Below are 18,605 nucleotides of genomic sequence, written 5' to 3'. Positions count from 1 at the left end.
GCTGCTCCAGAAAGGTCAGCAGCGCTGACCCGGCCGTTCCTGACGCAGTCTGCGTATCAGGGGCTTGATGACATCAACCACCATAAAGCCATGATTCTCCAGGACAGCTCTGGCCCGTTTCGCCCTCTTCGACCAGAAAGTGGGCATGGCTTCCCGTCTGGGAAGAAAAAACGCCGCCTCCCTCAAGTCCGATGCCATTTTCACCGAGAATTTCCCCCATACGAGCAAGTTCCCCGGGCACATCAGCCAAAATAATATGAATATCATACATAGTGATTACTCCTGCGGTTGCCAAGCGTACTCTCTGCTCAGCGTCAGAATCCGTATCGTGTAATGGCTGAATATGCTTACCTTGCCTTCATGCTGCGCCTGCTGATGCGCACTGTTTTGTTTCCAGTCCAGTATGGCCTGTTCATTTTGCCACCAGGACAACGAAATAAACTTATCCGGGTTACTGGTACATCTGAATCGTTCGATCGAAATAAAGCCCTCAACATCTTGTAATAAAGGTTTGAGCTGTGCTGCCACCTCAAAGTAACGCTGTTGCTGCTCAGGCATTGCCTGCGCTTCAAAAAGAACCGCGATCATGTTGCATCCTCTTCATATTATGACAGAGCTGAATATAGCGACTCTCAAAAACAAACACTTCGCTATGCAACGAACTATGATCGTCCGGGCAGCTTAGCCACTAAATCGGGGGGAAAGGCGAGAATTCAGGATGAGCCTGAATAGGCGCCCATGAAGCGTGCAAATAATATACAATTAATCAGGTAAAGCATCGCTAAGCCCTTATTGCGACACAAGAAAGGATTCACTATGACCACACTGCGCATCAGTTCCTGTTCTCTCAACCAAACTCCAATGGACTGGAGTGGTAATCTGGCCAACATAAAACGAGCAATTGAACTCGCCCACCAGAGCGGTGCGACGCTGCTGATCACACCTGAACTGTCGATATCCGGTTACGGCTGTGAAGATTTTTTCCACAGCCCGCATGTCGCCCGGCGTGCCCTCAAAAGTGTCGGCGATCTGGCACGTTTCATCCCGCGCAGTATGGCGGTCTCCGTCGGCCTGCCTGTTATGATCAACAACCGCATTTATAACGCGGTCGCCCTGGTGACCCGCAAAGGCATTCACGGTATGTCGTTAAAACGCAATCTGGCGGCCAACGGCCTGCACTATGAGCAGCGCTGGTTCACGCCCTGGACCGGCAGTAAAAACAGCGCCGTGCAGCTAGACGGGATGCAAACACCCACCCCGATTGGCAACCCGGTTTACCAAATCAACGGGGTAAAAGTCGGGTTTGAAATCTGTGAAGATGCGTGGGTTGCCAACCGCACTTCAGAGCGCTTTTTTAACCAGGGCGTCGATGTCATCGCCAACCCCAGCGCCAGTCACTTCGCGATCGGTAAGTTTCGAACCCGTAAACGTCTGGTTGAAGAGTCCAGCCGCGTCTACTCCGCTTGCTACGTACTGTCGAATCTGTCCGGCTGCGAATCAGGTCGGGCTATCTATGATGCCGGTGCCATGATCGCTGTCGACGGAGCTCTGGTGGCCAAAGGAGAGCGACTGCACATGAGTGACGTAGAAGTGGTCTGTGCCGATGTCGATCTGTCACGCAGCCGTATCGGCCAGATCAGTAACAGTCAGCGCTACTTTGAGGTGCATGATTTTGATTCCGAGCAGGTCATTGAGGTGGGATTAAACGACAGCGAATTGATGCACAAACTGACGCCGATGCCCTTGAACCACCCCTGGGAGGAGAGCGAACATGAGGAACATGAAGAAGCGTTGCGTGCCATCGCCCTTGGCCTGCGTGACTGGCTGAAAAAAACCGCCACCGACGGTTACGCCTTGTCGCTCAGCGGCGGCGCCGATTCCGCTCTGGTCGCCAGCAGTGTGTACTGTTCCGTGGTATTTGAACTAAGAGAAACGCATCGCTAAAACCGCAGCAGGCAGCCAATGTACGTTGCCAGCACATCTGAGTAAATTTCTCACCAGCCAGCGCATCAGCGAATTTGACAAGCAGTCAACGGGCGCAGATTGCCAGCAAGTAGTACTGAAAACCGCGCGCGCCATCATGGCCAATATGCTCACCACCGCTTACCAGGCCAGCGCGAACAGCGGACCGGTTACGCGCGAAGCGGCGCAAAAAGTCGCACAATCTTTTGGCGCAAAGTTTCTCAGCCTGGATATCAGTGCAGCGGTTGATAACTACCAAGCCATGGTGGCCAAAGCCACTGCGCTCGATCTCAACTGGCAGGAACATGATATCGCCCTGCAAAATATTCAGGCCCGGGTGCGTTCTCCGAGCATCTGGTTTATCGCCAACCTCGAAAACAAGCTGCTGCTCACCACCAGCAATATGTCTGAAGGCGCGGTCGGTTACTGCACCATGGATGGCGATTCATCCGGCGTGCTGGCGCCCATCTGCGGCGTCACCAAGACGCGTATTCTCAAGTTACTGTTGTGGCTTGAGCGTCACGGTTTCTGCTCTCAGGATGGTCAAACCATGAAGCTCAGTGCCCTGTCCTACATTAATAATCAGCGCCCGACCGCTGAGCTTCGTCCGGGGGAGCAGCGCGATGAGGACGACTTAATGCCGTTTGATGTATTGGATCGCATGGTATTTCTCACCCTCGAGGCCGGGATGCCGCCCCGTGATACTTTTGAAACGATGACCGAAGAATTTTCCGCGATAGACAAATCGCTGATGGCTGATTACACCGTGAAGTTTTTCAAGTTACTGTTTCGTAACCAGTGGAAACGCGACAGACAGGCACCGGGGTTTCATATTGAAGCCAACAGCCTGGATCCGAAAACCTACAAGCGTTTTCCTCTGCTCAGTTCTGGCTATCAGGAAGAGTTGGCCTACCTTGAATCCGGTCAGTACCAGTATTTGCGGTTAGATCTGCCCGGGCTATAAAGCCCTCTGGAGATGACCTTTGCTCCCGACAGCAAAGGTCATATTGTCCGCGGCAGGAGAGGTATTATGACTGCTTACTTTTCATCAGCAGAAAATCTTCCACCGCTTGCACCACCTCGGCCCGGTTGATGTATTTGCCGATGAAATAGGGCGGAATAAAAAACACCAACAGATAATAAGACTCATGCAACAGCAGTGAAGCATGGCCTGAATCATGATGAAGATAGGCAAACAGCGCGGTCAGATCCAACAACAGACTAAACAATGCCAGCACCGCAGAAAGAATCAAAACTAAACCCAACATGTCTCTGAGAAATACTTTGAATGTGGTCATCTTTACTCCCTCAAATAAACCAATCCCATCCAACCTACTCCTGTTCTAGCGGCTATTTTTTGATTTACAGTAATATTTAAATTTGAAACTATGCAAAATTAGATTTACTAACTGCTGCCATTTTATCCACGGAGAAAATAGCCATCCACTGATGAAAATAGCCATCCACTGGAAAAGAAAAACCGGCACAGTCACTGAGCTGCAATATCCGTTCGCTAGTCTGCTCAGGCCAAAGCATCATCAATCGGCTGAATTATCAATAAATCTCGCCAATCCAACCCAGACCTCTTACTATGGCATTAATGTTAATGATATGGATGTAAAGCAATGGAATCGTCACTATCCAAAAAATTCACCCAACTGTTTCTGAAGGTTTACCATATTATCGAGGCCGTATTACTGGTCGCGATAACACTGGCGACGTTATTCGCCATCGCCAATGAATTTAAGCATATCTTTACTGCCCAGGCGGTGCTGTTGACCGATATTCTGCTGATGTTTATCTATCTGGAAGTGCTCACTATGGTGCACCAGTTCGTCTCGCACGGAAAAATACCGGTTCGCTATCCTATCTATATCGCGATCATGGCTATTGCCCGTTACATCACTCTGGGGATGAAAGAGATTGATGGGGTATTTATTGTCTGGCTGTCTCTGGCTGCGTTGATTCTGGCGCTGGCAACCCTGGTGATCCGAGTGGGTCATCATTACTGGCCGTATAAACCGACCCGCAGTGGTTTCGCCGCCTACTTTGATAAACCGGACAGCGAAGTGACACCACCTAATTCGGACAAACGTTCATCCTGATATCCCGTTATCGTGAACAAGAGACAACAACGCCCGGACTTATGTTTTGCGTCCGGGCGTTTTTATAGGCTAAGTTGTTTTCTGTTTACACTCGAAATGCTGTTTACACTCGGAATTTCGACACCTGTTCATCCAGTTCACGGTACAAATTCGATAATGCACTAAACTGGCGATGAATCTGTTTCGACGCCTGATCAACCCCATCGGTCTGGTCTTTCATTGCGATCATGTTCTTGTTGATGTCATTCGATACCGTAGCCTGCTCCTGAGTTGCCAGCGCAGTCTGCTCCGACAATTCCCGTACATTGTTCATCGACCGGCTCAGTGCATCAAAGACTTCAACAACCTGGTTGAAGCTATCGACGGTCTGGTTGGCATTTTCCTTACTCATTTTAATGCTGGTAAAAGCCTCATTAACGCTGTGTGTCAGCTGGCTGATCATCTCTTCAATCTTGTTGGTGCTCTCACCGGTTTGCGTTGCCAGGGCGCGAAACTTCATCCGCCACCACCGCAAAGCCCCGGCCGTATTCACCGGCACGTGCGGCTTCAATCGCAGCATTGAGAGCGAGCAGATTGGTTTGCTCAGCAATACCACGAATCACTTCCAGTACCGATGAAATCGATACTGAATTGTTCTCCAGATCCTGGGCTTTATTCATGGTTACGTCGATATTACGCACCAGCTCATCAATACTTTTATGCGATGAACTGATCACGCCCCGCCCCTGCTGAATATGATCGGCAGCATTGGTTGATTCATTGGACGTCTCAGACGCCACATTCGCCACCTGCTCATTAGACGCCGACATCTCGCTCGCCGCACTGACAATCGAATCACTGGAGTCAACCAACACCGGGGTAATCTGATTCACTGTATCAGCGACTTTTTCCAGCTCATGGGTCGAGTCCCCCACAGCCGCGCTTTTTTCCTGAATAATGCGCATGATCCCTTGCAGCTTGGTAACAAACTGATCGAATTCCCGTGACAGATCGCCCAGTTCGTCTTTGGATTGCGAATTGATCCGCGCGGTCAGATCGCCGTCCCCTTCAGAGATCTCTTTGATCCGCCGTGACACGCTGTTGACGTTTTCGGTGATGCGCTTAGGCATGTAATAACCAATCCCGAACGCTATCACAAAACCAATCGCCACTACGATCAAAGCCAGTTTCTGATACTGCGCCACTTCCTGAGCAGTTTGCTGTTCCATTAAACGCGCATGATCACGCACAGCCTCACCACCCTTGTCGAGTAACTCCCTAATGGCAGCAAAACTCTCATCACTCTGACTCAGGATATCCTGATGCCCCGGCGATAACGCCAAGACTTTCGAGTCAAACAGAGCTTCACTGCGTTTAAGCCAGCCAGCAAAAATCTCGTTAAACCGGGCATACGGCCTGACATAATCGGGCTCATTGGACATCAATGTCATGTAAGATTGTACCCGCCCCATTGCTTCTAACGCATTCCGCTCAAATTCTTCACGGTTTTGCGCCTGATCTCCGATGTTGGTCAGCGCTTTCTGCTGAGCCAGTCTCGCCTGATAAAGATCACGGTCAGCATTAAGCACTTCAGCAACGGCCTCCAGATAGCGCTTCATCAGCTCATGGTCAACGACAGCACCATCCGTTGAAACTGCGTGCGCTCTGAGCTCTTTTTCAGCCACATCGAGTAAATTGCGTAATGAGTAAAAGTCTTGATCGATGGACTCCATTTGAGCAACCAGAGTCTGCTTGGTGGTAAACATCTGGTTGAGGCTTTGGCTGCTTGCCAGCCAGGTCTGATACAAGGATTCAAAATTGCTGAAAGGGGCTGTTAATTGCGGCTCATCTTTAAGTAAGTTGCGAAAAAGCTGAAAGCGGTCAAACACTTGTTGCGCATTCTCATCAAACACTTTTTGCTGCTCGGCACGATTGCCATAATTGGATAGCATTTCCGCCTGAGCCAGCCGCGCCTGATAAATATCCCGGTCAGCATTCAACACAGTGGCTATCGCTTCAAAATAAGACTTAGCCTGCTTATCCATCGCACGTTCTTCTATTTTGGTGATGATCTGCATAAAGCCGACCGCCGCCAATACCAGCACCGCCAGAATTAAGATGGGTATCATCATCTTCAACCGAATTGAATGAATTCGCATGCCTGCCCCTTTCAAGGAAATGAAATTAGTATAAAAACTCGCCGTCATTTTCGATTTGAGTGTAGTTAGACATATGCGACTTATCAAATATATACATAGCGTACGCCACACGGTGACAGAGACATCGTTGCTCATCCAGCCCTGCTGCCAACGGGCTGGTAATTCGGTATAATTCAGCTTTTATACTGACCGGATCTTTACCATGTCACACCCTGCTCATTCCGTTATCGTGCTCGATTTTGAAACCACCGGCCTCTCACCGAATATGGGTGATCGTGCCATTGAAATTGGTGCGGTAAAACTCGTGGACGGTGAAATCAGCGCAACATTCCAGCGCCTGATGAATCCCGGTTTTCGGGTCAGCGGCTTTATTGAAAGCTATACCGGCATCAGTAATGCCATGCTGAGTCAGGCAGAGAGTGCAGCAGAAGTGATGGCAGAATTCGCCGACTTTATCGGTGACAGTCCGCTAGTGGCTCATAACGCCAGTTTTGATAAGCGTTTTCTTGATGCAGAAACTGGAACGGATTGATGCCCGCTATGGTGGTCAGTTTGCCTGTTCAATGCTGATAGCCAGGCGCCTGATTCAAAACGCTCCGACCCACAAACTGGGCGATTTAGTCCGTTTTAAGCAGATTGAAAATGACGGAACCTTCCACCGTGCGTTGGCGGACTCGCAAATGACAGCGCGCTTGTGGATGCTGATGCTGAACGAACTGAATGTGAAAGGAATACACAATCCCAGCTTTGCTCTGATGCAAACCATTGCCACCACCAGCAAACAGGCAATACCTGCCCTGCTCAGACGCAGCGCAGGCTTATCAACCAACCGGTAAACTGCTTCTACGCCGGATGCAGGTCGGTAATACGGAGATAGGCACCGCCTTTCTCGGCCAGGGTTAAACACCATTCGCTCGCATCATCAGGCACAATCAGCCGCACCAATTCGCCCTGGCCGGGCAGCACTTCCGCCTCAGCCATCTGCCGGGAGGATAGATGCCCGAGCACAGCATTGAGCTTATCAGCCACCGATTGATCGTCAGTCAAAGCGTGCAGCGCAGCATGATCGCACGCCAGCAACCGACCCATGAAACAGGCGTTGAAAGATTCACGGCGGTTAGCAGCAAATGATGCCGTAAAAGTAGTCGCAGGATTGGCCATTACCGGCGTTTTCTGAATAAAGCGGAAACAAGCCCGGCCACCCTCATCAAACACCACTTCGGTGTAATAATCGATCATTGCACCGATCAGGTGGCCATCTTCCAGCAATGCCTGGTACGCGACCTTCATGGTGACCACCGCCAGTCGGTCGCTTACCATTTTGAATTCAAAACGCTCAATGAAGTGTGAACCATTTTCCGGCGGCAGACGTTGAAACCAGGCTTTCATTCCGTCTTTATATTCCGCTAAAAGTGTCGTCCCGGCATGCACCAAGCGCACATCATCACTGAACAACTTCAGGTGTTCATCCAGACTTTCAACCTCGCCTTACGTTCGGTTGGCCTTGGGCGGAAGTCAAACGTCGCTCTTTTTATGGCGGCGGAGCCGAAGGGCACACCGACTATCCGCGTTATCAGGCTGGTTAAGCGCCTCTGGTCGCCAGACAATAAAATAAAGGGCCGATGTCTTGTTCGACAGTGGCCCTTTATTTTGAGTTGAGGCTGACTATTCGGACGTGATGCCCACCCATACAGGTGTATCACTCATCTTTGTCAACTGGAGAACAAACGCTGGAAATCAATTTCCTCGTTTTTCTTACCCTCAATATGCAGCGATGATTTGATATGGCGCAGATGATTCTGCATCCAGGCTTGCGCCTGTGCCACCTCGCCGTCATCCAGAATACGAATCAGATCACTGTGGTCGCCACAGTCACATCCGACACTGTTGCGCGAGCCATACGCGGCGATCACCAGCGATGAGCGATAGCAGAGCTGCTCGACCAGCTGGGCGAGTATCGAATTGCCGGCCAGCGCAGCCAGTTCGTAATGAAATTTAGCCGTTAACTGAATAGAGGTAGCAAGATCGTTGTTACTGTCCGCTTGCTTTTCCTGCTCGACCATAGTGCTGAAACGCTTCGATTGTTGTCCGTCCCAGTGTTTCAATAACGCCGGAATCAGCTCTGACTCCACCAAAATACGCGAGTCAAACACTTCGTTGGCTTCTTTCTCACTCGGCACGTTCACCTGCGCGCCTTTGTTAGGACGAATAATCACAAAACGCTCAATCTCCAGACGCTGCAGAAACCTTGCGAATCCCGGTACGACTGACATTAAATGCCTCAGAGAGTTTGTCTTCCGGTAAACGTGCGCCCGGAGGCAACCGATGCTCAACAATGGTTTGCAATAATTTGCTATAAATCTTCTCGTGATCAGACATATACACTCTCTATACACATTGAACCAGCATTATATCAAGGATGGTCGGCAAACGGAAAATTCGGTTCCACCCAACTTGACGTGATCCAATGCTCAATATCAACATTCATTTGAGCATTATACCTAACTACTAAATTTCATATATTGCCTTGCGCGCTCTAAAGTTGCCAATAGTCGCCAAATATCATGGCCCTCCTAAATCCAATCTTGAGCCATATTCACTCCTGACGTTGTCATCAAGAATCCCAAAAGCCCACTCGACATATCAATCGAATGAGCTTGTAACAGGTGTTTATCAGGCGGTTGCCCGGCCAATATCAAATTCCGGCACATCATCCTGGGTAAACCAACCAGTACGATAATCGGTCCAGCAGATACGCCACTGATGATCATCTTCCAGTCGTACCCGCAACTGATAGTGCGCCCCGTACACCTGGCGACCTTGTTCATCGACCGGGGCTCAGGAATAATGCGCGCGATGATCATCTTGGCATGGCGACCGTCACCTTCATCTTCCACCCGTACCACGTGTGCAAAATGCTGCCAGACCGAAGCCAGATGGCGGAAGTTTTTCAGAATGCTAATCACCTTATCATGGCCGGAAAAATTCCCGACCGGCGCAAATCCTCCGGAAATATCCTGGCTGTAAGCGGTCGTCAGCAGACTCATATCATTTTGGTCCACTGCAAATGAGTAACGCGCATAAAGCTCAGATAATGCCTCCGGCAATGATTCCGGCACTGGAGCATCAGGTAAAAGCGCCCAAGGCGAATGCAGCTCACTCACCAGTACCGGTGGCTCATCACCCATTTTCCAGCCATGCTCGCCCGGTACATTTTTCCAGTGCGACATCAGGCCTCGGTCACCATGTGACCAGTTAACCTGCAGTCGAATTTCACTAAACAGCCAGCCGTTTTCGTGGCGCTGCAAGCGCATCACCAGCGCGGCACCAAACAGGAAATACTGGCGTTTATGACCTGGTTTTAGGCCAAACAGATACATACTCGCGGCAGCCTGATCGCCATCGACAGCAATATAATGATTGGACGTCTGTCCCAGTAAAGCCGCAGCGGCCGTATCTCGGCTCAGCGCCTGTAAAACAGCATCCCGTCCCTTGTGCTCACCGTGCTGATGGCTGATGAGTTGCACTTCCTGCTGCATTAGCAGCGGCATAGCAGCCGCTTCGCCTTCCAGCCAGCATTGTCCGAACTGCTCGATCATCTCGCGTATGGTGTCACGCTCAGAAGACTGGCGTGCGGATTGAAAACTCATGACTTTCCCCTTGTTGCTGTTGTTATCGGGCATCACAGCGACGTGCATTGCGATGCCTGACTGGCATTTTATGGGGTTAAGCAGGAATGATAAGACGTAACGCGGGATGTTCATTACATCCCGCAGTTCTAGAATGAAAACTCAGCAAGATTACGCTTTGCGCATCCAAAGACGTTTAATCCAACGCCACGGCAACCAGATCAGAGCCGCCAGGACGATAAACAGCATGAGCAACCAGTGCGGTAACTGCAGCAACCATTTGGCCAGTAAACGTAACACATCGCCTTTATAGGAGAGCTTCGCTGCCCGGCTGACATACTTGGTAAATCTGACCGCCCCGAGGTTATCCAGCACTCTCAATCCGCGCTGGCCGAATGTGGCCGCCAGCATCAGGGTGCTTTTGCCCAGTTGCGGTGCGCGATGAGCCATCTGCAGCACCACATCCCCTCCGAGGCGGTACAAAGTCGCGCTGTGCTCGCCAAAGGTTTGCGCAAATCTGGCCATAGCGCTCAGTTCAGCCCGGTTACCGCTGCGACTAAGCAGACGCAACCCGCCACGGGTTTCTGGCCAGTACGCTGACATCACCAAGCAGTGCCGACACTCCGTGCAGGTTTTTTGACTGGCGGGCCAGTTTGGTTTCACTGACTAAGGTTTTCGCTAACCAGGGCGGTAGCTTACCCACTTTCCTGGCCGCTTTGAGTGTGACCAGCGCACTTTTACCGGCCGTAGTGGCCAGTAACACCGGAGTCGCGGCGCCGGCGGTTTCCAGCGTACCAGCACCACTAACGATTTGTGCGGCACTGGCAAGTAGTCCGAGCGATGCCAGAGCGACCAGAGTTTCATCCACCTCTTCGCCCTGCGCAAGGTTAAGCCCTTGACGGGTTAAATCACGCAAATCGCCGATAACCAGAAAATCAGTCACCACAGCGGCCGTCATTCCGATGCTTTCATCGCTGGTTCCGGTCAGTAATCCCTGCTGCAACTTGGCAAACTGATACTTCCATTCGCTGCGCACGGCGGCAATATTGTGCGCTAATTCCTGTGCTTTGGGATCAGAACTGACATAGTCATATTGCATAAAAAAGCCGAGATATTCAGCGGCTTCAGCATAGCGCTGCTGTGTCACCAATGCTTGTGTATAGGGCAGCGGATCGGTACGCGTCAGGGCCAGTACCGCCAGTTGAGCCCGCTGCCACATCACCACAGCTGACATCAGCGCCAATACCAGTATCGCGACTTTTGCTGCTCGTCTTACCATTCTGCCTGCCTCGCACCAAACTACGCCCATGCTACCAATCAAGCGCAGAAAACCACAATCACTTCAGCGCTAGCGGAGAGAGTTTACATTGTAAATCACTCAGCAGGCTCACAATTTCCCCATATTATCCCTGCCATCGCGCGACACGCGGGTTACACTGATAAAAACGGGCAAATCAGGCAAGCCTTATGGCAGACAAACGTTCGACTTCAGCCAAACTATCCACTTCAGCGCTGGCCAAACAGAGAAATCTCGATGCCAAGCAGTTGTTCGCCGATTTGAAAAAAGCCGGCTACATCAACCGTTTTGACGATCAGTGGATCTTAACCGACCTCGGCGCCAAGTTCGGTGGTGAGTATGCCCAACACCCTAAATTCGGACCTTTTATCGTCTGGCCCAACAATTTACTCATCGATCTGAGCGCCACCAGCGGACAAACTCTCAGCGCGACACAGGTGGGTGACTACTTCAAACTCAATCCAAAGAAAATTAATCAGCTGTTCAGTGAACTGGGCTGGATAACGAAAGGAGATACCGGCTGGGTTGCCACGCCATCAGGTTTACGAGTCGGGGCCAGGCAGAGAGAAGATAAAGGTTCGGAGCAGAAGTTTGTCTTCTGGCATGACTCCATCCGTCACAACCCGCATTTACGCCAGTCGGTGATTGAATTTCTCGGTCAGGATGCCGATGAGCATGCCACGGATAAATCGTTCACCAGCTTTCGTCATAAGTTTGCTGCCAAACACCGCACGCTGGATGGCCATTACGTGCGTTCGGTCGGTGAGCTGTTGATTGACAACTGGTTATATCTAGCCGGCTTAGTCCACGCCTATCAACGCCCGTTGCCGATTGAGAAAAGCGTGATGAGTGACTTTTATCTGCCGGGCGGTAAAATATACATCCAGTACTGGGGAACCGACGGCGCTCCCATTGAGGAGAAACACCGCCAGCAAACCCGAGCTTTATATACAGAGCACCAATTCAACCTGATTGAAATTGAACCGGATGAAGTGCAGCAGTTAGACGATATTCTGCCCGCACGGCTGCGTGCTTTCGGTATTCACGCTTATTGAGCGGTCAGCTCGCTTAGGGTTAACGGCGCTGACCATATCTGGCGCGCATCGCGACTTCTTTCGGCACCACAGTCTGACCAATCGGCGCCAGAGAAATCACCGCCAGTTTGAGATGTTGCAACGCAAACGGAATACCGATGATGGTAATAAAACACGCCACCGCTGAAGCCAGATGGCCCAGCGCCAGCCAGATACCCGCCAGCAGAAACCAAATCACATTACCAATCACACCAAATTCGCTGGTACCGATATCATATTCGCCACTCAGTTCACGCCGTGAAATTGCCTCCTGCCCGAACGGGAAGAAGGAAAAAGTCCCGATCACAAAACAAGCCCGTCCCCAAGGAATACCGATAATGCTGATAAACGCCAGCAAGCCAAAAAACCACCACGCCAGGCCCATAACAACGCCGCCGCATAAAAACCAGATAATATTACCAATTGCTCTCAGCACTGACTGTTTACCTCTCTGTCATGATGTTATTAACTCATCCGCTCATTGGAGCGTCCGATCATTATCCATTCTCAGGATTAACTCAGGATGAATGACTGTTTGCTTACTGAGATAACCTGTTCTCTCACTAGCACAATATATTTTCTCATCAACATAACAATAGCTTACATCAGACCTTTAATCAGTGCGGTCAAGCCACTCAGTAAACACAGCACCAGTGCGCCGGAACGGATTTTTTCTTTCGGCAGGGTTTGAGTCGTTTTGCGCGCCAATGCGTAACCGAGCCACGCAGACGGGATAAGCGGAATCGTGATCAGTAAATGATACACGGTCAGAAAGCCGGTCGGGATCTGCACCAACAGTGAGATAATTGAACTGAAGACAAAAAAAGCGGATAAATTGCCGCGCAACTGATTGGCTTCCTGATGCTGCAGCAGCAAGGCCATCGGCGGACCGCCAATCGCACTGCTGGTGCCAAAAAAGCCGGAGAAGAAACCGGCAATGCCCATCCGGGTCGGGGTAGGTTCAATCCGAAACGGCAACAGGCTCACCGCCACCGCAAACAGCACCAGTAAACCGAGCCAAAGCGTTAATACTTCCGTTGAGACCCACACCAGCAGTAAGCCGCCGGCAATTGAGCCGGGAATGCGACCAATCAACGCCATTTTCAGGCCGCCAATCGAAATATTGCTGCGATGTTTAACGGCGCTCAACAGCGAAATAAACAGCGCCACCAGACAAATCGGTGCTGGTACATAGTCAGGCGACACCATGATCAGCAGCGGTGCGGCAACAATCGCCAGGCCAAATCCAATCGCCGTTTGCACAAACGAACCGACAAAGATAAGAAACATAGCAAGAAGTACCGTGCTGTTAAAATAGTCCATGATGATGCCTTTTTATAATCAGAATAAACTGCTGTTAAGCCGCGAACGCTGGAAAGAAATGAAAAAAGTCATGCCGTTGCATGACTTTTGAACGTTAACAGGTTAATCGATTTTCGCAATAAAAACGTGTCGCATTTAGATTTATTCAGTGCTGTTCATGGTCTGAGACACTCGTTTGCCTGTTCAGGCGCCCACCGGTGGCAATATCGCCCCCTGCTCTATCTTCCGCTTATGCCACACGGCGCTGAATTTTAAAGCCAGGACAAAAAGTGAGCACTTACTGATTTAATTGCAACACACGTTAAGCAGACACAAAAAAGCCAGCCTTGCGGCTGGCTGCGTCTCACCTGGTTGGCAAATCGGGTTACCAAACGGGCGGACGAATCTGTACTGACGAACTGTTTGCGTTCGGCGTCACTTGCGATCGACGTGACTTGCTAACCAATTAGTAAGCGAAACCAATACGCTGACGTGGATGGTCGCCACTATCGAGCTCATCAACCAGCGCCGCGGCGTAATCAGCAACAGAGATGCGGCTGTTGCCTTCTGCGTCAGTCATAAACTGGTCGACAGTCACGCGGTAAGCGCCTTGTTTATCGCCAGGGAAAATTTCTGCAGCCGGACAGATGAAGGTCCATTGCACAGCACTGTCGCTGTTTTTGAATACTTGCAAAGCTTCACCCTGAGCCAGAGATTCAGGTTTATATTCAGCCGGGAAGTCAGGTACGGTGAACAGTTGAACACCAGGAGCCACTTCCAGTGAACCGGCGCCGCCGACCCAAAGCAGACGTTCAATACCGGCTGCAGGCAATTGCTCAAGCATGTTTTTCGCTGTATTGGCAACGATTTCGTGGTTACCCGCCGCACGGCCACCGATAGAAGCAATCACCGCATCCACGCCTTCCAGTACCGAAGCCAGTTGCGCATTACCGGTCAAATCAAATTGGCGCACTTCGACACCTTGTGCGGTCACTTTAGACGGGTCACGGGCAATGGCAACCACGTCATGACCATGTGCTTTCACTTCTTCAACGATGTGGCTACCAATCCAACCTGTTGCACCGAATACTGCTACTTTCATCTTGATACTCCTCAATGGAATCGAATTAGATTTAATCAACGCAAACCAGTATAGTCGCTCGAGATCCGGTGATAAATGCGCATAAATGATGTAGATTGTATCTAACTAAGTTACTAATCAGGCATCACTATGGATCGACTGACCGCGATGCGCAGCTTTGTTGAAGTCGCCAATACCAACAGTTTCACCAAAGCCGCCGATAATCTGAATCTGAGCCGTTTACAGGTTTCACGCCATGTACAGGAAGTTGAAGACTGGCTGCGGCAGCGTCTATTACACCGCACCACACGTAAAGTCAGCCTGACCGCTGCCGGTGAAGAAGCGCTCAGACACTGTGAACAGATCCTCGATCAGACGGCAGAACTGGAGATTCGCGCGCTGGAACAGGCGCAGTCACTGAGCGGCAGCATCCGGATCTCAGCGCCGATAGGTCTCGCCCAGCACCTGCTGCTCGATACCGTGCAGGCATTTACCGAACTGCATCCTCAGGTAAGGATTGATATTCTGGCCTCAGACCGCCTGTCCCAACTGGTCGATGATCGGGTTGACGTGGCGCTACGCTTTACCCAGCAACCGGATGCCAGCCTGATTGCCCGCCGCTTAATCATCGTTGATACCGTGGTTTGCGCAACTCCGCACTATCTGGCCAATCATGACCGTATAAGTGAACCGGCCGATCTTGCGCAGCACAACTGCTTTGTCCATCTCACCAATCATCATTGGGACTTTGTGCGTGACAATCAGCACTTTTCGGTCAAAGTTTCAGGCACGATCAGTGCCAATGATATGGCGATATTACGTCGTGCGGCTCTCAGCCATAAAGGTGTGGTCTGGCTGCCCTGTGACCTGGCCAATCCCTATTTGGCAAGTGGCGAATTAGTCAGAGTATTACCTCAGTATCATTCCCCGAGCAGTGGTTTATGGGCGGTGTATCTGTCACGCAGTTATCAGACTCCGCTGGTGCGCCAGTTTATCGATTTTCTCGCCCAGAGCTGGCAGCACGATATAAAAGTGGCGGGATAAGCGGGACTCAGAGATGAAAAAAGGAAGCGATCGCTTCCTTTGTGCTCAATTCTGTACTGTCGTGGGTCATTCAGTCTCAGCGAAAACGCTGCAGTGAAAACAGCGAGATATCGTGCTCAGTTGTCCCTTTCGCGGCCAAATCACTGAGAATCTCACCAATCACGCTGGCAAACTTGAAACCGTGCCCTGAGAATCCGGCGGCGATAATCACGTTGCTGTGCTGCGGATGAGTGTCGATAATGAAGTGCTCATCTGCGGTCATACTGTACATACAGGTTTTGCCGTACTTGAGACCTTGAGTCTGTGGCATCACGGTGGCCAGGAATCGCTCCAGATCAACACTGTCGGTCAGCGTATCATATTCAGCAATCTCCTGGTCCGGGTCCTGCCGCTCACCACCGTCATGACGTCCCATTTTCAGGCCGGCACCATCAATGCTCGGGAAGCCGTAGTAAATCCCTTGTGGCGAGTCGAACGAAAAGGCCGGAAATACATCCTGGCCATATACCGCTTCCTCTGCTTCAAACCAGGCGAAGGTTTTGCGGTTTGGCTGCATCGGCAGCGCAAAATCAAGTTTGGCAATCAGTTTGGTCGCCCAAGCGCCGGCAGACACAATGACTTTATCGGCTTCAATCACTTTATCGCCGCTGTACAGCGTGACACCCTCATCCGTTGCTTTGATATCCTGCAGCGGATGGTAGGTCAGCAGCTCAGCACCGTGTGCCAGAGCAAGATCACGATATGCGGCAATGCAATCCTCGCAGCGCAGAAACGCCGGAAGTCGATTCGAAGCAGCCGATATAATTTTCCGGCAGTGTGATGCCAGGGAAACGGGCATGAACCTGATCTGCATTGAGAATTTCCAGCGGCAATTGATATTTTTCAGCGCTGGCAATCAGAGTCTGAATGAAGCGCGAGCTTTCAGCGCCCATATTGAGCACACCCGTTTGCAAAAACAGTGTCTGGCCACTGTGCTGTTCCAGCTCTTCCCACAATGCTTTCGCACGCAGCGCCAAAGGTACGTATTCTTTACCTTCACCGTAAGCGTAACGAATGATACGGGTCTCTCCGTGGTGACTGGCATGATGGTGTGGCGGATCAAACGCATCCATCAGCAGTACTTTCTTACCTTGTCTGGCCAGGAAATAGCCTGCGGCCATTCCCATCGAACCGGCACCCACTACCACGACATCGTATTTCAAATCCCTCTCCTTTGACGCTTAACAGAACAAGGCGGCCACTCTCTATCAGTGCCGCTAATCCCTTATACTTTATCGTGCCAAGAGAAAGATGAGTAATGAAAATTGCCTCACTGACGCACTCCGGCCGAAAATCAGAGGCAAATACACGTAATTTCGGCAGCTGCTGCGCTTAATAAGACCTCCGGTGGCCCCGCTGTTAATCATTGGTGTTGTTGACCAAATCACCCACTGTGTGAGAAACGTATTCAGCACCTTTGAGGATTTCACCAATAATTTCCGATGCTTCCGCAATCAGATCCTCATTTTTCCCCGCCTGATCAGTCACCCCAAACATACTTTTACGTACGTCTTCCACCAGCTGACTGTTGCGATCCACCATACTGTTGATTTCTTCCGTCGACTTGGTAGTACGCGATGCCAGCGTGCGGACTTCATCCGCGACCACAGCAAAACCACGGCCGTGCTCACCGGCCCGGGCCGCTTCTATTGCAGCATTGAGCGCCAGCAGGTTGGTCTGATCAGCAATGGCTTTGATGGTGGTGACTATTTTCGCAATGTCCTCCGACTGAGTATTTAGCTCCTCAACCAGACGCGAGGACTGCTCAATATCTGCGGAGATTTTCTCTGAATTGGTGAGGTTCTGCTGCAAAATTTCAGCGCCGCGCTCTGAAACCTGAGCGGTTTCAACCGACGTGCTGTGCGCCATTTCGGCCGCCTTTTGGATCGCCAGCTGACGCTCCATACGTTTGGTGATATTGATGGCGACTTTGGTGACCTTAATGACTTTACCATTGTGATTAAAGACCGGATTGTAAGTCGCTTCAATCCAGATCGTTTCGCCATGGCGGCTCAGACGGCGAAACAAACCTTTTTTCACTTTGCCACTGGCCAGATCGCGCCAGAATGTCGGATTTTCCTGATAAAACTCCGGCGGACAAAAGATTTGGTGATGCTGCCCCTTAATCTCATCCAAGCTACGGTAGCCCATGGTGCGCAGAAAGTTTTCATTCGCATCGACCACTTTACCGTCCGGGGTAAACTCGACCACCGCGTTGGAGCGATGAATCGCCTGCAGCAACGCCTTATCATCGACTGACTCTTCGTAGATCTCGGTGATATTGTTGGCAATTTTCATCACCCGCACCACTTTACCATCCTGCTGAATCGGAATGTAGGTGGCTTCCAGCCAGACATCCCGACCCTGCTTATCACGCCGCAAAAACTGGCCCCGCTTGGCTTTCCCTGCTGCGAGTTCACTCCAGAACTGGCGATACTCCGGGCTGTCGGCAAATTCCGGCGGACAAAAGAGACGGTGATGTTTGCCCTTGACCTCCTCCAGACTGTAACCCACCACTTTCAGAAAGCGGGCACTGGCATCAAGAAACTTCCCCTGCAGGAGTAAAATAAATTGTTGCACACGAACTGGCGATACTGGCAAGTTCGGCCTGCATTGCTTGCATAGCCAGTTGTTGATCATTGCTCTGTGGTTTTACTTTTCTGCCGAACAGCATATTGTCTTCCTTATAGCCAACCAGCGAAAGACGCCTCCCGACTGCAAGCGCCAAACTAAAATTGCTCTCTTAATTAAACTTAATAGCAAATGGACAGAGGTCAATTTTCACACGCCATTCACCGCAGAATATGTCGGAAAATCAGATCGGTATACAAAAAGAGGCAGCATCGGTGACAGTACAGATAGAGCAAAGGCCAGTGCAATGACTGGCCTTTGGCAGCGTTAATCGGGTTGCGATGCAATCAGCACCTTGTGCATG

At 50.8% G+C, this 18,605-nt stretch carries 22 protein-coding genes and 1 pseudogene; 6 read left to right on the top strand and 17 right to left on the bottom strand.

Annotation, left to right across the window (positions count from 1 at the left end; translation table 11 throughout):
* Nucleotides 1–73 precede the first annotated feature (73 nt).
* On the bottom strand, nucleotides 74–271 hold the full coding sequence (locus ABDK09_06665) for a hypothetical protein (GenBank protein XAW87808.1): 198 nt from the start codon (nucleotides 269–271) through the stop codon (nucleotides 74–76).
* A gap of 5 nt (nucleotides 272–276) precedes the next feature.
* Nucleotides 277–588, bottom strand: coding sequence for an antibiotic biosynthesis monooxygenase (locus ABDK09_06660; GenBank protein XAW87807.1), 312 nt, complete (start codon nucleotides 586–588; stop codon nucleotides 277–279).
* Nucleotides 589–816: 228 nt separating this feature from the next.
* Here ABDK09_06660 and ABDK09_06655 point away from each other — a divergent pair, with 228 nt between their 5' ends.
* Nucleotides 817–1,944, top strand: a complete 1,128-nt coding sequence (locus ABDK09_06655) for a nitrilase-related carbon-nitrogen hydrolase (protein ID XAW87806.1) — start codon at nucleotides 817–819, stop codon at nucleotides 1,942–1,944.
* A gap of 25 nt (nucleotides 1,945–1,969) precedes the next feature.
* Nucleotides 1,970–2,926, top strand: coding sequence for an NAD(+) synthase (gene nadE, locus ABDK09_06650; protein XAW87805.1), 957 nt, complete (start codon nucleotides 1,970–1,972; stop codon nucleotides 2,924–2,926).
* A gap of 64 nt (nucleotides 2,927–2,990) precedes the next feature.
* On the opposite strand, the gene ABDK09_06645 is transcribed toward nadE, so the two are convergent.
* On the bottom strand, nucleotides 2,991–3,260 hold the full coding sequence (locus ABDK09_06645) for a D-fructose-6-phosphate amidotransferase (protein ID XAW87804.1): 270 nt from the start codon (nucleotides 3,258–3,260) through the stop codon (nucleotides 2,991–2,993).
* 327 nt (nucleotides 3,261–3,587) lie between these two features.
* Here ABDK09_06645 and ABDK09_06640 point away from each other — a divergent pair, with 327 nt between their 5' ends.
* A complete protein-coding gene (locus tag ABDK09_06640) occupies nucleotides 3,588–4,067 on the top strand; it encodes a phosphate-starvation-inducible PsiE family protein (protein XAW87803.1) in 480 nt (159 codons plus the stop codon).
* A 103-nt stretch (nucleotides 4,068–4,170) separates the two neighbouring features.
* Here ABDK09_06640 and ABDK09_06635 read toward each other — a convergent pair whose 3' ends face one another.
* Nucleotides 4,171–4,566, bottom strand: coding sequence for a methyl-accepting chemotaxis protein (locus ABDK09_06635; GenBank protein ID XAW87802.1), 396 nt, complete (start codon nucleotides 4,564–4,566; stop codon nucleotides 4,171–4,173).
* Complete coding sequence (locus ABDK09_06630) at nucleotides 4,532–6,178, bottom strand: methyl-accepting chemotaxis protein (GenBank protein XAW87801.1); 1,647 nt, start codon at nucleotides 6,176–6,178, stop codon at nucleotides 4,532–4,534. Before ABDK09_06630 ends, ABDK09_06635 begins: the two co-directional genes overlap by 35 nt.
* 229 nt (nucleotides 6,179–6,407) lie before the next feature.
* On the opposite strand from ABDK09_06630, the pseudogene ABDK09_06625 reads away from it, so the two are divergent.
* Nucleotides 6,408–7,041, top strand: a pseudogene (locus ABDK09_06625) (3'-5' exonuclease).
* Nucleotides 7,042–7,048: 7 nt separating this feature from the next.
* On the opposite strand, the gene ABDK09_06620 reads toward ABDK09_06625, so the two are convergent.
* From ABDK09_06620 to ABDK09_06595, 6 genes are all read right to left on the bottom strand, one after another.
* Entirely contained in the window at nucleotides 7,049–7,660 is a 612-nt protein-coding gene (locus tag ABDK09_06620; GenBank protein ID XAW87800.1) for a hypothetical protein, read from the bottom strand.
* A gap of 257 nt (nucleotides 7,661–7,917) precedes the next feature.
* Nucleotides 7,918–8,478, bottom strand: a complete 561-nt coding sequence (locus ABDK09_06615) for a GntR family transcriptional regulator (GenBank protein XAW87799.1) — start codon at nucleotides 8,476–8,478, stop codon at nucleotides 7,918–7,920.
* Nucleotides 8,429–8,584, bottom strand: a complete 156-nt coding sequence (locus tag ABDK09_06610) for a GntR family transcriptional regulator (protein ID XAW87798.1) — start codon at nucleotides 8,582–8,584, stop codon at nucleotides 8,429–8,431. Before ABDK09_06610 ends, ABDK09_06615 begins: the two co-directional genes overlap by 50 nt.
* Before the next feature lie 194 nt (nucleotides 8,585–8,778).
* On the bottom strand, nucleotides 8,779–9,855 hold the full coding sequence (locus tag ABDK09_06605; GenBank protein XAW87797.1) for a nuclear transport factor 2 family protein: 1,077 nt from the start codon (nucleotides 9,853–9,855) through the stop codon (nucleotides 8,779–8,781).
* Nucleotides 9,856–10,005: 150 nt separating this feature from the next.
* Nucleotides 10,006–10,437: a hypothetical protein gene (locus tag ABDK09_06600; protein XAW87796.1), complete on the bottom strand. Its 432-nt coding sequence runs from the start codon at nucleotides 10,435–10,437 to the stop codon at nucleotides 10,006–10,008.
* A complete protein-coding gene (locus ABDK09_06595) occupies nucleotides 10,391–11,113 on the bottom strand; it encodes a hypothetical protein (GenBank protein XAW87795.1) in 723 nt (240 codons plus the stop codon). Before ABDK09_06595 ends, ABDK09_06600 begins: the two co-directional genes overlap by 47 nt.
* Before the next feature lie 188 nt (nucleotides 11,114–11,301).
* On the opposite strand from ABDK09_06595, the gene ABDK09_06590 reads away from it, so the two are divergent.
* Complete coding sequence (locus ABDK09_06590; protein XAW87794.1) at nucleotides 11,302–12,186, top strand: glycerol kinase; 885 nt, start codon at nucleotides 11,302–11,304, stop codon at nucleotides 12,184–12,186.
* A 19-nt stretch (nucleotides 12,187–12,205) separates the two neighbouring features.
* Here ABDK09_06590 and ABDK09_06585 read toward each other — a convergent pair whose 3' ends face one another.
* The 3 genes from ABDK09_06585 to ABDK09_06575 all read right to left on the bottom strand — a co-directional run bounded on the left by ABDK09_06585 (nucleotide 12,206) and on the right by ABDK09_06575 (nucleotide 14,608).
* Nucleotides 12,206–12,640: a YccF domain-containing protein gene (locus tag ABDK09_06585; protein ID XAW87793.1), complete on the bottom strand. Its 435-nt coding sequence runs from the start codon at nucleotides 12,638–12,640 to the stop codon at nucleotides 12,206–12,208.
* A 164-nt stretch (nucleotides 12,641–12,804) separates the two neighbouring features.
* Nucleotides 12,805–13,527 (bottom strand): sulfite exporter TauE/SafE family protein, encoded by a 723-nt coding sequence (locus ABDK09_06580; GenBank protein ID XAW87792.1) that lies wholly within the window; start codon nucleotides 13,525–13,527, stop codon nucleotides 12,805–12,807.
* 445 nt (nucleotides 13,528–13,972) lie between these two features.
* Entirely contained in the window at nucleotides 13,973–14,608 is a 636-nt protein-coding gene (locus tag ABDK09_06575; GenBank protein ID XAW87791.1) for an NAD(P)-dependent oxidoreductase, read from the bottom strand.
* A 129-nt stretch (nucleotides 14,609–14,737) separates the two neighbouring features.
* On the opposite strand from ABDK09_06575, the gene ABDK09_06570 reads away from it, so the two are divergent.
* The gene (locus ABDK09_06570; protein ID XAW87790.1) at nucleotides 14,738–15,631 is read left to right on the top strand and encodes a LysR family transcriptional regulator; all 894 of its coding nucleotides are present in this window, start codon (nucleotides 14,738–14,740) and stop codon (nucleotides 15,629–15,631) included.
* 76 nt (nucleotides 15,632–15,707) lie between these two features.
* Here ABDK09_06570 and solA read toward each other — a convergent pair whose 3' ends face one another.
* The 3 genes from solA to ABDK09_06555 all read right to left on the bottom strand — a co-directional run bounded on the left by solA (nucleotide 15,708) and on the right by ABDK09_06555 (nucleotide 18,271).
* Nucleotides 15,708–16,469, bottom strand: coding sequence for an N-methyl-L-tryptophan oxidase (gene solA, locus ABDK09_06565; GenBank protein ID XAW87789.1), 762 nt, complete (start codon nucleotides 16,467–16,469; stop codon nucleotides 15,708–15,710).
* Nucleotides 16,366–16,833, bottom strand: coding sequence for an FAD-dependent oxidoreductase (locus ABDK09_06560; protein XAW87788.1), 468 nt, complete (start codon nucleotides 16,831–16,833; stop codon nucleotides 16,366–16,368). The genes solA and ABDK09_06560 overlap by 104 nt, the downstream gene beginning before the upstream one ends.
* 196 nt (nucleotides 16,834–17,029) lie before the next feature.
* Complete coding sequence (locus ABDK09_06555; protein ID XAW87787.1) at nucleotides 17,030–18,271, bottom strand: PAS domain-containing methyl-accepting chemotaxis protein; 1,242 nt, start codon at nucleotides 18,269–18,271, stop codon at nucleotides 17,030–17,032.
* Nucleotides 18,272–18,605 lie beyond the last annotated feature (334 nt).

Origin of the sequence: Vibrio sp. CDRSL-10 TSBA, assembly GCA_039696685.1 — a bacterium.
GTDB lineage: Bacteria > Pseudomonadota > Gammaproteobacteria > Enterobacterales > Vibrionaceae > Vibrio.
The sequence above is the reverse complement of the archived record's forward strand: the minus strand, read 5'-3'. Positions and strand labels throughout refer to the sequence as shown.